Annotated in this window: 12 protein-coding genes; 7 read left to right on the forward strand and 5 right to left on the reverse strand. The window is 34.6% G+C overall.

Going from position 1 to position 13,614, the window contains the following annotated elements; translation table 11 throughout:
• The first annotated feature begins 165 nt into the window (after positions 1–165).
• Both J2Y60_RS21650 and J2Y60_RS21655 read left to right on the forward strand, forming a co-directional pair.
• Positions 166–1,620 (forward strand): inorganic phosphate transporter, encoded by a 1,455-nt coding sequence (locus tag J2Y60_RS21650; RefSeq protein ID WP_309921788.1) that lies wholly within the window; start codon positions 166–168, stop codon positions 1,618–1,620.
• Between the two features lie 101 nt (positions 1,621–1,721).
• Positions 1,722–2,552 carry a DUF2490 domain-containing protein gene (locus J2Y60_RS21655; RefSeq protein ID WP_309921783.1) on the forward strand — a complete coding sequence of 277 codons (831 nt, stop codon included), beginning with the start codon at positions 1,722–1,724 and terminating at the stop codon, positions 2,550–2,552.
• Between the two features lie 93 nt (positions 2,553–2,645).
• Here J2Y60_RS21655 and J2Y60_RS21660 read toward each other — a convergent pair whose 3' ends face one another.
• Both J2Y60_RS21660 and J2Y60_RS21665 read right to left on the reverse strand, forming a co-directional pair.
• The gene (locus J2Y60_RS21660; RefSeq protein WP_309921780.1) at positions 2,646–3,929 is read right to left on the reverse strand and encodes a metallophosphoesterase; all 1,284 of its coding nucleotides are present in this window, start codon (positions 3,927–3,929) and stop codon (positions 2,646–2,648) included.
• 150 nt (positions 3,930–4,079) lie between these two features.
• Positions 4,080–4,949 carry an AraC family transcriptional regulator gene (locus J2Y60_RS21665; protein ID WP_309921777.1) on the reverse strand — a complete coding sequence of 290 codons (870 nt, stop codon included), beginning with the start codon at positions 4,947–4,949 and terminating at the stop codon, positions 4,080–4,082.
• A 155-nt stretch (positions 4,950–5,104) separates the two neighbouring features.
• Between J2Y60_RS21665 and J2Y60_RS21670 the strand changes: the two genes are divergently transcribed.
• Positions 5,105–5,662, forward strand: a complete 558-nt coding sequence (locus J2Y60_RS21670; protein WP_309921773.1) for a sigma-70 family RNA polymerase sigma factor — start codon at positions 5,105–5,107, stop codon at positions 5,660–5,662.
• Between the two features lie 420 nt (positions 5,663–6,082).
• Here the strand turns inward: J2Y60_RS21670 and J2Y60_RS21675 are convergent, their stop codons facing one another.
• Positions 6,083–6,460, reverse strand: coding sequence for a hypothetical protein (locus tag J2Y60_RS21675; protein WP_309921770.1), 378 nt, complete (start codon positions 6,458–6,460; stop codon positions 6,083–6,085).
• A 180-nt stretch (positions 6,461–6,640) separates the two neighbouring features.
• Between J2Y60_RS21675 and J2Y60_RS21680 the strand changes: the two genes are divergently transcribed.
• The 4 genes from J2Y60_RS21680 (at position 6,641) to J2Y60_RS21695 (ending at position 11,930) form a co-directional block, all read left to right on the forward strand.
• Positions 6,641–7,846 carry an acetyl-CoA C-acetyltransferase gene (locus tag J2Y60_RS21680; protein WP_309921767.1) on the forward strand — a complete coding sequence of 402 codons (1,206 nt, stop codon included), beginning with the start codon at positions 6,641–6,643 and terminating at the stop codon, positions 7,844–7,846.
• A gap of 220 nt (positions 7,847–8,066) precedes the next feature.
• Positions 8,067–10,223: a 3-hydroxyacyl-CoA dehydrogenase NAD-binding domain-containing protein gene (locus tag J2Y60_RS21685; protein WP_309921764.1), complete on the forward strand. Its 2,157-nt coding sequence runs from the start codon at positions 8,067–8,069 to the stop codon at positions 10,221–10,223.
• 75 nt (positions 10,224–10,298) lie between these two features.
• The gene (locus J2Y60_RS21690; RefSeq protein WP_309921761.1) at positions 10,299–11,213 is read left to right on the forward strand and encodes a TraB/GumN family protein; all 915 of its coding nucleotides are present in this window, start codon (positions 10,299–10,301) and stop codon (positions 11,211–11,213) included.
• 102 nt (positions 11,214–11,315) lie between these two features.
• Positions 11,316–11,930 carry a 2OG-Fe(II) oxygenase gene (locus J2Y60_RS21695; protein ID WP_309921759.1) on the forward strand — a complete coding sequence of 205 codons (615 nt, stop codon included), beginning with the start codon at positions 11,316–11,318 and terminating at the stop codon, positions 11,928–11,930.
• Here the strand turns inward: J2Y60_RS21695 and J2Y60_RS21700 are convergent.
• Together J2Y60_RS21700 and J2Y60_RS21705 are read right to left on the reverse strand one after the other, a co-directional pair.
• Complete coding sequence (locus J2Y60_RS21700; protein WP_309921756.1) at positions 11,927–12,823, reverse strand: hypothetical protein; 897 nt, start codon at positions 12,821–12,823, stop codon at positions 11,927–11,929. The genes J2Y60_RS21695 and J2Y60_RS21700 overlap by 4 nt on opposite strands.
• 86 nt (positions 12,824–12,909) lie before the next feature.
• Positions 12,910–13,521: a hypothetical protein gene (locus J2Y60_RS21705; RefSeq protein ID WP_309921753.1), complete on the reverse strand. Its 612-nt coding sequence runs from the start codon at positions 13,519–13,521 to the stop codon at positions 12,910–12,912.
• Positions 13,522–13,614: the final 93 nt, after the last annotated feature.

Genomic DNA, 13,614 nt, shown 5'->3' on the forward strand with positions numbered 1-13,614 from the left:
TTTAATAATTCCTTAACATTCCGATAACTAAGTATTTATACCTTTGTGGCGAAATTACCAATATGAAAAACCACGATACTTGAAAACTTACTTAATAACCCAAAGTTTCTGTAAATTTTCAAGTTAACATTAGGGCAATTCTTTGCTCTTCAAATCAATAAAATAATGTTCGGATTAGACACGTCTCTATTCATTTTACTTTTCCTGTGTTTGTTTTTGGCTTGTGCTTTTGAGTTTGTCAATGGCTTTCACGATACAGCCAATGCTGTAGCTACAGTAATCTACACCAATTCGTTAAAACCAACACAAGCAGTAGTTTGGTCTGGTTTAATGAATTTCTTAGGCTTACTTACTGGCGGTGTGGGTGTTACTATGTCAATTATCGGTTTGCTTCCCACAGAGCTCCTCATCGACCCCAACGTCTATCACTCTATGGCAACTGCCTTAGCGATGTTGATTACTGCCATTCTTTGGAACTTAGGAACTTGGTATTTTGGCATTCCTGCTTCTTCTTCGCATACTTTAATTGGTTCTATTATTGGTATTGGTGTAGGTTATGCACTGCTTCCTGAAAATAAGGCCGGTTTAGAAACAGTTAACTGGGACAAAGCTATTGAAATTGGTAGAGCCCTTTTATTATCTCCATTATTTGGTTTTGCAGTGGCTATTGTATTGATGTACCTTATGAAGAAAGGTATTTCTAACAAAGATATTTTCAAAGAGCCCAAAAAAGATACTCCTCCACCAATGTGGATTCGTGCTATATTATTTACTACTTGTACATTGGTAAGTTTCTTCCACGGCCGTAACGACGGACAAAAAGGTATTGGTTTGGTAATGATGATTTTGATTGCTTTCTTACCAGGATATTTTGCGATTAATACAGATGTTGATCCTTTTAAACTACATGCTGAAGTAAATACTGTACAGCAGATAGTTACTAAAATAGATACAACAAAATTATCGGCTACTGAAAAAGAAGGATACCACAAAATCATTAAAGCTACGAATGGCTTAATTGTTATTTTGGATGATAAAACCCTTACAAACGATAATCTATCTGTTGATAAAAAATTAGAGATTCGTAAAGATGTTCTTTCTATCAACAAATATTCTAAAAAATTGACTGAAAGTGATGCTGTTACGTTGAGCAAAGACGATAGAGATGCTTTGAAAAAAGCTACTGCTGGTTCGGCTCCTGCATTCTTCACATTTGGTACTTCTTCAAGTGGCTTATCTTCTTTAACAGATTTTGCTCCTACTTGGGTAATGTGGATGATTGCTCTTTCATTAGGACTAGGAACAATGATTGGCTGGAAACGTATTGTAGTAACTGTAGGTGAAAAAATCGGGAAACAACATTTGTCTTATGCACAAGGTGCTTCTGCTGAATTAGTTGCTTCGTTTACGATTGCCTTATCTACTTTATATAAATGGCCTGTATCTACCACACACGTACTTTCTTCGGGTATTGCAGGTTCAATGGTGGCATCAAAAGGTATTAAAAACCTACAAGGTGGCACGGTAAAAAGCATCGTAATGGCTTGGGTACTTACATTACCTGTTACCATTTTGGTTTCTGCCACAATATTTTATTTACTACGTACTTTGATTGGATAATTCAATCATATAAAAGTCATGTGAGAGGAGGTTGTTCTATCACATGACTTTTAAGTATTATAGCATTTCAATTACCCCAACTACCAATATAGAAAATCCTAATGAAAAACTTTTTATTGTCGGCAATCCTATTGCTGACCATGTTAAACACATCCTTTTCCCAAAGTCCAAGGCAGTATTATCATATCTCGAATGGTTGGACAGACATCAATATCTCGGGAAAAATAGCTGGGAAATTTACTTGGCAATTAGAAAATCAACATCGCCGTGAAGATATGCAGGGTGACTACAATGCTGCTACCACCACAGGAAACCCTTACAACAACCTCAATCAACACGTTTTTCGTCCTTGGGTACATTATCAGTTTAACCCTAATGTTCGTTTTTCATTGATGCCTTTGGGCTGGATTGGCTCTAATCGTTTCGCAGAAGGTGCCCCTTCGGCTTTCTTTTCTGAAATCCGTGTCTCACCGCAAGTAATGTTAACACAAAATCTGGGAAGAGTACGCATTGATCATAGGCTACGATATGAATTCCGTTGGTTCGGAAAAAATCAGGCAGTTAATGATAAAAGCTTTATTTATGGTGGCGATTTCTCAACGACTACTTATAAAGAGCGTTTTCGCTATCAGATAAAAGTAACTGTGCCGATAAATCATGCTAAAATGGATGATAAAACATTATATGCACAGACTTATAATGAATTGTTTATCAATACAGGAGAGCAAGTAGGTAATACTAATTTATTAGACCAAAACCGTGTATTAATCGGACTTGGTTATAAATTCAATAAGTTTTTAGCTATTGAAGCAGGTTACATGCAACAAACGATATTTAAGTTTAATAATAGTGCGAAGAACAATGTTGATGTCAATAATATTCTTCAACTAAATTTAGCTGTGAGTAATTTTGAGCAATTGTTCAAGAAGTAATGAAATATGAGTCATTTTTAATATAAAATCATCAAAAAAGCGGTCAAAATTAGTTTTTTGACCGCTTTTTTGATGATTTTTTACGTTACTATATTAAGCTCTTTTTAGTTCAAATACTGTAATTTCTGGAGGCATCCCTACTCTACCTGGATAACCAATATAACCATATCCACGGTTTACATACAATTGTTGGTCTCCTTCTTGATATAATCCTCCCCATTGTTTATAAACATACTGTGCGGGCGTCCAAGTTTGTCCTGCCACTGTAATCCCGAATTGAGTACCATGCGTATGTCCAGAGAACATCACATCAATATCTTTATACTTTGTGTTTACTTCTTTATCCCAGTGGGTTGGATCATGGGATAGCAATAGTTTCACAGGCGCTTCTTCCGTGCCTTTTACTGCTTTTGATAAATTACCATAAGTATGAAAACGATTTTGTCCACTGATATTTTGTACGCCAATAATCGCTAATTTTTCACCGCCTTGCTCAATAAATCTATTTTCGTCCATCAGCAAATCATAGCCTAATACTTTATGCGCATGCATTAAATCTTGCAGGTTTTTTTGTTTAGCCTTAAAATCTTGCCCCCAATTTACATAATCTGCATAATCATGATTCCCCAAGGTGCTATAAACCCCCAAGGGTGCTTTTATTTTATTGAAAATATCAATATACTCCTGCACTTCACTGGCAAGGTTATTCACCAAATCGCCTGTAAAGAAAACCACATCAGGTTTTTCTTTCATCAACATCTCCACGCCACCTTTTACAGCTACCCGATTAAAAAAAGAACCTGAGTGTATATCTGAAATTTGGGCTATCGTCATACCATCAAACTCCTTTGGTAAGTTTTTCAACGCTAGCTTTACTCTTCTTATTCGATAATCATGTGCGCCAGAGATAATACCCCATGTTAGTGCTAATGCAGGAACTGTGCCCGCAATAACAGCAGTCTTCATTAAAAATTCACTCCTAGTAATAGGCGTATTTAATACAGAAGGGGTATCGGTTGTGGTAGTAGTAGGAGTAGCTTCTGAAGAACCTGTAAATTTAGAAATCACCAAACGGAATAATCTAATGATATCGTCAATCAATAAAAATAGTACTACAAAAATTTTAGAAATATAACTGATAAAAACACCTACCATAATAATGGTTCTAAGGTTTTTACCTAGCCATTCGGGTGGTGTAAAATTATAAAGCCACAATCCCAACATGCTGATAGCAGTAAATGCCCAAAAAACATATTTAACAATGTTCTGTGTATTAGCGGAGGTATTTTGAACGGAAACTTTTACGGCTTGCCAAACGTACCAATCAATCAACAAGAGAATCATTGATAAAATTGGAATAATAATTAATTTATTCATTGAAGTAAGGGCTATTATATAACAATAACAGAAAGAGTATTAAATGATTGAAACAGGGTGATGTTCACCTCTAAGCTAAACGATATTCGGTAAGCCTAGGTTCTGGACGGCATTATTTTTATGATAAACGGTAATTTTCTACCCTATTATTTACTTTTTCCTATATAATCTTTGGTAAGCTTGTGGTTTCATCTGCATCAATGATTTGAACGATCGATTGAAATGTGAAAGATTATTAAAGCCACTTTCAAAAGCCACTTGCGATATACTTAGTTTTTCACCTGCTAATAGTTTACAGGCGTGCCCTATTCTGAGTTCCTGTAAAAACTGAAAATATGTTTTGCGGGTATGGGTTTTAAAATATCGACAAAATGAATTTACACTGATATTAGCTACCTCAGCTACTTCTTCTAAAGTAATTTCGCGGGCAAAGTTGTTCAATGAAAAAGAATAAATCATATCTATTCTCCTTGTGTTATATTCATCCAACGAAACGTTAAATTCTGTTTTTGATAAATCTACTACATCTTCTGCATTAGCTATATAGCTTAGAATACTTAGTAACTGAATTACTTTATCTATGCCAGTGGTGTTTAACATTTCTTCCATCAAAACGCCTACCTTTTCACGTGCCCCTCCGCCAATGAGCAATCCCTTTTTGGCCTTTTGAAATAATTCGTTTAATAATATCGACTCTGGTATTTTCATGAACCCATCACCCCAAAAATTTGGGTTGAAGTGAATCACGATTGAACGAGACATTAAAGTAGAATTTTGTTCAAAATAATGTGGGTCACTTCTAAAAAAGTGAGGTACATTAGGACCAATGATTATCAAATCGTTTTCACGGAAACTTCTTACACCATTCCCTACTAAAAGTGTTCCAGTTCCTTCAAAAATATATACTATTTCAATTTCAGGGTGATAATGCCAATGATTATAAAAATAGGGAACAAAATCCTTGTTAACATTGAATGATTGCTCGGGCATTACCTGAACTTTTCTAAATAATGGCTTCATGGTATGTAAATTATTACCGAATCACGGTGTCGCTCAAAATTAATGCTAATATAGTATCAAAATGTACTAATAACGGAAAAGTTTATGTAAGAAAAAAACGTTCACTTTGTAATGAAGTTTTTTTATAATTTATTGTAATAAAAATAGATTTAAAGATGATTAAGCGTCCGCATTACGATAATTTCGAGCTTTGGCAAAGATTTAAGAAAGGAGACCAGCAGGCTTTTCACTTGATTTATAAATTAAATCATAAAATTTTAGTCAATTATGGTAGTAAAATAACACAAGACATCGAGCTTGTGAGAGACACCGTACAGGATTTATTCGTAAACTTATGGCTTAGAAAACATAATCTTGCTGATACTGACAATATTGAACCCTATTTAAAAACTTCGTTGCGTCATGATTTGGTCAGAAAAATTACTGAATCAAGAACTGGCGTTCCTTTTGATAATATTTCTGAGCTTGCCCATCAGCTTGAGAAGTATCATTTTTCTTATATTCATGAAAATGAAGAGCGAGAAGAGATGTTTATTAAACTTGAAAAAGCGCTGTTATCGTTGCCAACCAGAGTCTCACAGGCTTTAAAGATGCGCTATTTTGATAAAATGGGTAATCAAGAAATTGCTACTAAAATGTCGATTAACTATCAGTCTGTTAATAACAATATTCACAGAGGCGTAGAAACCTTAAGAATTGCCATGACTCAGTAATATACTACTTGTCTATTTATTTTAAAGTATTACTAAAAATAGTAGACAGATACGTTATTTCAGAATATTTACCCCTTTTCCCTCTTATCTTTCATTTAAAGCCTACTTTATCCTTTCTTATTATATATTTAATATTTAGGTTGTTTTTTCATCTCTATTATTTTTCAAACAACTCCAAAATACCTCACTAATTGAATATCCACGCTTTTTATCTTCTTAACCTTTGATAATACGTGTATAGACACATATATTTGTGATGTAAATAACTAATCACAATTTACCCACTTAATTTTTATAGAGATATTTATACTGTTTTAGTATAGATTCAAGACTCCTGAAGGATAATCTTTAATGTATTACAAACTAAAGTGGCGGCTTTAATTTGTAAGCAAGGATAAAGATTAATAACAGGAGTTTTTTTTATTCCTTTGTTCCTATCAATTCTTGCCCTTGAACAATTACTTTCACTCCTGATATCAATCCGCCCGTGCGAACAAATATAATTTGAGCACCAAAGTTACCTTCTTCAAATTCATCATCTTTCTTTTTAATTAGCTTAGTCTCTGGATAATCTGCCGCTTGTCCATACAATTCGCCTGCTTTAAAGAACACTTTCATTTTTGGCACATAAGGATTATCAGCCATTTTATAGCTACCATAGTAATCTTTATATTCCAAAGAATCACTTTGAGCTAAACTCATACTTGGGCAATTTGATGTGGTAGTTTCTTTTTGAAGGGCAAAGGTTGAAATTGAGATGAAAGTTAAAAGAGTTGCGAAAACAATTGTTTTTTTCATGATTGAATAATTTTCTTGTTAAGTTAAAAATGAAGCAATTAGGTACTGATAATAAACATTTGTTAAGTTAATAGTTTTTTCAAATTTAATCTAAAAATTGTGCCAAATTTGGTATGCAAGCATAATGTTTTTATTAAATTCGTAATATATTTTAAAGCAATCATTAAAACATTATCACAAATGAATGTAGCCTATATATATAATGCCGTTCGGACACCCCGTGGACGAGGGAAATCGGATGGTTCATTGCACGATATTCAGCCTGTTCAGCTCGCTCAACAAGTATTGCAACAACTCCGAGAGCGTAATCATTTAGATACTACATTGGTAGATGATGTTATTCTGGGCTGTGTTACCCCTATTGGCGAACAAGGAGCAGATATTGCTCGTACAGCGGTATTGGCTGCTGGTTATGACCAACGAGTGGCAGGTGTGCAAATCAATCGTTTTTGTTCTTCAGGACTAGAGGCTGTGAACATGGCGGCGGCTTATGTGATGTCTGGTCAACAAGAATTAATTATTGCAGGAGGAATCGAGTCTATGTCTCGTGTAGCAATGGGTTCTGATGGTGGGGCGATGATGATGAACCCTCAATTGATTGCCGACCATAAATTTGTTCCTCAAGGTATTTCAGCAGATTTAATTGCTACTAAATATGGCTATACTCGCGAAGCACTAGATGCTTATGCGGTAGAATCACAAAGACGAGCGGGTATCGCACATCAAAATAATCGTTTTGCTAAATCGATGTTCGCCGTTAAAGACGACATCGGACAAGAAGTATTGACTTATGATGAAGGTATGCGCCCACAAACTTCTTTAGCTTCACTCTCAACATTAAAACCTGCTTTTGAAATGATTGGTCAAATGGGCTTAGACCATCTGGCTTTGATGAAATATCCTGAACTCAATGAAATCAAACATTTGCACCATGCTGGCAATTCATCTCAGATTGTAGACGGCTCGGCAGGCATACTGATTGGCAGTAAAGCGATGGGAGAAAAACTAGGCATTAAACCAAGGGCAAAAATTACCGCTTTTGGTGTTTGTGGCTCTGAACCAACCATTATGCTAACAGGTCCTATTCCTGCAACACAAAAAGTATTAAAACGCAATGGCATGCATATCAGCGACATTGATTTATTTGAAGTCAATGAAGCTTTTGCTGCTATCCCGATGCTATACATGGATATACTAAACATAGACCCTTCCAAAGTAAATGTGAATGGTGGAGCCATCGCATTAGGACATCCACTTGGTGCTACAGGAGCCATTATCTTAATGACTCTTTTGGATGAACTAGAACGAACAGACAAAAATGTAGGGCTGGCTAGTTTATGTATAGGTGGAGGAATGGGCATTGCAACTGTTATTGAGAGGATTTAAAGACTAAGACTTTATGATTTTGAGATTTGAGGACTGGAAGATTTGGTGGACTGAAGGACTAGAAGACTAAAGGAGTAGAAGTATTAAAATCCTCTACTCATCAAGTCAGTAGTCTAAAAAGTCATAAAATCCTCTAGTCCTAAAGTCTTAAAATCCTAAAGTCTTAGTCTTAAAATCCTAAAGTCCTCAAGTCTCAAAATCTTCAAGTCCTAAAAAAGAAATGATCTCATACAATATCTTACATAACGTTGCTATTTTAAGCATTAATGTGGCTAATCAGCCGATGAATGTGCTGAATGATGAATCTATTCCAGCTCTTTCAGAGGTACTAGATAAAGCTTATGCTGACTCAGCCGTAAAAGGTATCATCATTACGTCAGAACGTCCAGAGTTTATAGCAGGAGCTGATTTACGGATGATTCTTAATAATAATGGCAAAGCCCCCGCAGAATTACTAAAGCTTTCATTATCCTTGAATGCCATTTTTAGGAAAATGGAAACCAATGGGAAGCCCATAGTTGCAGCCATTAATGGCACAGCTTTGGGAGGTGGTTATGAAGTCTGTTTGGCTTGTCATTATAGAGTAGCACTTAATAATCCGAAGGCAGTAATTGGTTTGCCCGAAGTAACGATCGGTTTATTACCGGGAGGTGGTGGCACACAGCGTTTACCGAGAATGATAGGTATTGAAGCGGCGGCTCCACTTTTATTAGAAGGGAAAAAGGTATCACCAAAAGATGCCCTTGCATTAGGATTGGTTAACGAATTGGTAGATTCGCATGAAGAGATGATGGATAAAGCTTTTGCTTGGATTAATGCCAACCCTAATGCTCTGCAACCTTGGGATGAAATCAATCGAAAAACGGGGAAAATACAAGCCAGAGAAAACTATAAGATTCCGGGAGGAAATATATTGAGCCCTAAAGGCGCGCAACTAATGATGGCAGGCACAGCCATGACGATGAACAAAACTAATGGCAATTATCCTTCACCCATTGCGATAATGTCGTGCGTATATGAAGGGCTACTGGTAAATATTGATAAAGGACTTGTCATTGAGGCACGTCATTTTGTAAAAGTGGCGAACTCGTCGGTAGCAAAAAATCTGATTCGCACCATGTTTTTTGGACTGAATGAAACCAATAAGGGAGTAAGCAGACCAAAAAATATTGAAAAAACAGAAGTAAAAAGATTAGGCATTATAGGTGCAGGAATGATGGGTTCTGGCATTGCCTATGTAGCTGCCTTGGCAGGAATTCAGGTAGTGCTGAAAGATGTTTCACTGGAAGTAGCCGAAAAAGGCAAAAACTATACTAAAAACCTCCTTGAAAAGGCCATTGTGAAAGGCAAAATGGACGCTATAAAAGCAACTAATATTCTGAGTTTGATAAAAATATCTGACAATTATGCTGACCTCTCAGGAGCAGATTTAATCATAGAAGCGGTTTTTGAAAACCCCGAGTTGAAGGCAGACGTTTCAAAAAAAGCAGAAAGTTTCTTGAAAAACGAAGGCGGCATTTTCGCTTCTAATACCTCCACCCTCCCTATCTCTGATTTAGCCAAAGCAGTAAATCGACCTGATAATTTTATTGGTATTCACTTTTTTTCGCCTGTTGATAAAATGCAATTGGTCGAAATCATCATGGGCAAAGAAACATCCGACTATGCATTGGCTGTAGCCATGGATTTTGTCAAGAAGATTCGTAAAACGCCTATTGTTGTGAATGATTCTCAAGGGTTTTATACTTCAAGGGTTTTCTTTACTTATACCTCCGAAGGTATAGAATTGTTAAAAGATGGTGTAAATCCTGTTGTTATCGAAAATATTGCCAAACAAATGGGCATGCCCGTTGGTCCATTGGCAGTATCTGACGAAGTGGCATTGGATTTAGCCTACAAGATTTCTCAGGAAGCTGTAGCAAAAGGCATTTTGCAAGCAACCGATACTGCTTATTTAGTCAGTAAACAATTTACTGAAATGGGTCGTGTGGGTAAAAAAGCCAAAGCAGGATTTTATGAGTATCCTGAAAATGGCAAAAAATATCTTTGGGGTGGCTTGTCTGAACTTTTCCCTATCAAAGAAGAAGCAATTGATGTAGAAGAAATCAAGAACAGGTTATTGTATCGTCAGGCATTAGAAACGGTAAAATGTGTAGAAGAGGGCGTAATTCGCAAAAATTTGGATGCTGACATAGGTTCAATCTTTGCTTGGGGATTTCCTGCTTATCTGGGCGGTACATTATCATTTGTAGATACTGTAGGCATTAAAACCTTTGTTTCAGAAGCTGACCGTTTGGCTGATTCTTATGGAGAACGATTCAGACCTACGGATAAACTTCGTAAAATGGCTGAAGATGGAATTGGGTTTTATGAATAGAGTTTTATATAGTATTTTTGAAGGTAAGCCAACGATAGGTTTACCTTTTCTTTTTCTATAAATATAAAACACTAAATGATGCTACTAATTTACAAACGCCTAACATTTATTCTTCTACTTTTTTATACAGCCAATTCTTATTCTCAATCAGTTCTATGGATAGTTGAAGACAATGGTTTAGAAAAGCCCTCCTATATTTTCGGTAGTGTACATGAAATGTGTAAACAGAATTTCAAATGGGATATAAAGATTGAAAGGGCTATCAATATGACCAAAAGGGTTTACTTCGAGATTGATATTAATAATATTTTCGAGTTTTTTAGGCACAAAAGAATTGAGAAAATGCCTGAGGCTTATTCTCTTAAAGACTTCTATTCGGAAGAAGACTATGAACTAGTCGCCACTTATTTTAAGGAGAATTTCAACATTGATATTGAGAAAAAAGACAATATTTCTCCTTTGTTTTTAATGCTGCATGCTGACTATAAAGGGCTAAAGAAAATCTGTAAAAAAAGAATATCTTATGAATATGAGGTTCTTAAATTATCTCAAAAAAAATATAATTTCCCTATTAACCCGGGTAAAGTAAATGGACTTGAAACAGCTTTTGAAAGAGATTATATCCTCAAAAAAATAAGTTATCAAAGGCTAGCAGATATTGTTCTTCACATGATTCGTAAAGAATATTTTGAAGAATCGTCTACAGCTCTATCCTATGCTCAAATGATTTCATCATACTATAGAATGGATATTGAAGAAATTAGAGACACTTCCAATGACGATATAGAAACACAAGAATTGGATAATATTCTGATTGATGCTAGAAATAGATTATGGCTTAAAAAAATGCCTTTGATTATGGCAGAACAACCTACCTTTTTCGTAGTGGGTGCGGCTCATCTTGGAGGAGAAAATGGATTAATCAATCTTTTAAAAGAACAAGGTTACACAGTGTGTCCACTGAAAATGAGTTGGGATAAAAAATTATAACAATATTTATTTTAAAATTATCATTTTACTTTTCCTACCTTTACACAAATCCCCAAATCCCTTGTAAGTCGGCAAGATTTACAAGGGATTTTTTATAGTGGGATGCTAACCCAAGAAGAAAAGTTTGAAGGACTAATAGAAGGAATATTAGCCAATGGTTACGGTGTTTGTGATGATTTTTTAAGTTTAGAAGAAGTCAAGAGTTTATCAACAAGATTCGAGACTAGGTTTGATGCTGGTAATTTTAAAGAAGCAGGCATTGGCAAACAAAGTGAAGTACATACAGCCACAGCCATAAGAGGAGACAAAATACTTTGGTTAGAAAGCAATTCTATTGACCTATCAGAAAGAATACTCTTAGATAAAAATCAAGCTTTTATCGATTACCTCAACCAAACTTGTTATTTAGGCATTATTGACTCAGAAATCCATTTTGCAAAATATGAAGTCGGGAAATTTTACCGTCGACACCGAGATACCTTTCAAGCCCAGAAGGGAAGAATTCTGTCAGTAATCTACTATTTAAACATCGATTGGCTTCCTGAAAACGGAGGAAATCTATTGATTTATACCCAAGAAAATAATCAGGAAAAAATCATCCGCATTGCTCCATTAGCTGGCAGATTAGTTTGTTTTGAAAGCGAAAAACTAGACCATGAAGTCTGTGAAACTTTTAAAGAAAGGTTGAGTATTACAGGGTGGTTGTTGAATTGCTAGAGATTTAGATTAGGTAAAAGATAACCTTGCTGTTTTAAGAAATCTATAAACTTCCATTCAAATTCATTCACAGTAAGTACATATCCGTTCTTTTGCTCCTCTATGGCATTCAGTTTATAAAATTTGCTTCTATGTTCTCTAAAAACATGGACGGGTAAAGGAGGAGTATAATTTCCCCCTTCTCTATAAATAAAATCATAAACGGTTGCCCAATCCAATGTAGAAATATCTATTGATTCCATTTTTCTATAATAGTTTTCATAGTATTTAGAGGGGTCTTTTTCAGGATTGCCTATTTTATCAATATAAAGATTTTTATTCCATCCTAATTTTATCACTATTTCACTAAATAAAATAGCTCGTACATAGGTAGAAAGAGGCATTAACCCAGTGGTAAAACTATTTATACTACTATTTATAAAATGATGTACTAATGGGTCATCTTTTGAGGTATCAATAAAATCTATATGGATATCAGTATCTAAAAATAGTATATCTTTAACATCAAATAACTCCCTTAAATTAGCAATCTCTGGTTCTGTATATCTTTCATTAATCATTTCTAGTAATACCACTTCTCCATTTACTATTTTAAAATCATCTGTTCCAACGATATAATTACTGTTTTCAAGTTCCTTTAAAGTAGTTTTTGATTCAATAAAAGCCTGCTTAATCCTTTTTAAATTTACTGGAAATTCCTGTGGAAACTTTCTAAGTGTTTTACCAAAGGTTTTCTGAAAGAAATACAAAGATGGTGGGAATTTTTTCCCAAAGAATTCTTCTACCTCAACAATATCAGAATGTTCTACTGGAAAAAAATCTTCTTTTGATGCACGATTAGTCAGGATTAAAAAATCTTTTGCTGACTCATAAAACTTTTCATAGTTAACCATATTATTTTATTAACCTCTGCTTCTCAAAGTCTTATACTTTGTCTCACTAACTAATAGAAACAGGTTAATTTATTTTTCAAAAAATATTAAAGTATATATCCTCTTTTATTATCTTCTTCAAGCCAAGGTGGTAATTCATTATGCTCAGCATAATAGGCATTTATTTTATCTAGATATTCGTCATCTGTTGATACTAAATAAGGTGTTTCTTGGTAATTTTCTTTTGATAGCAATTTGCGGATATCATATGAGGCATAAGGACTCATCACCAAGTACCATCTATTTTCTCTATCCATTACTACTCCTCGTTCTAAAATTCTTAGAAAAAAATGGTATGGATTCATGGGGTACAATTCCTTTACAAAATCATTTTCACTAAACATCTCCCAAGTTAAATACATCTGCACCACTAAATATCCAAATAAACCAATCTTAGTATTTCTATCCTTATTATTTCTATTATTACTATCAATGATTTGATTTTTTTTTTCATTTATATCTTCGTTTATAAGTCTATAAATTGTACCAATTGGGTTGATTTCCTCATGAAGTATGTGATTGATTTTAACATTTACTTCATATATTCTTCTAAAACCTTCAAAAAGAAGTAACTTGTCTGAGACAAAATTGTGTTTCGTATTAACTGGATTAATATTATTTGTTCTTTGAAAAATTTCAGGGTCCGTTTTAATTTTCATGCTATTTTATTGAATACTTCATAAACGATTAAGTGTAATTTGACTAATCATCACTATACGTAGTCGTTATTTTTTCAAGTTAGCAATATTCCG

It is taken from the genome of Arcicella sp. BE140 (assembly GCF_031456255.1).
GTDB classification, from domain to species: Bacteria; Bacteroidota; Bacteroidia; order Cytophagales; family Spirosomataceae; genus Arcicella; species Arcicella aquatica.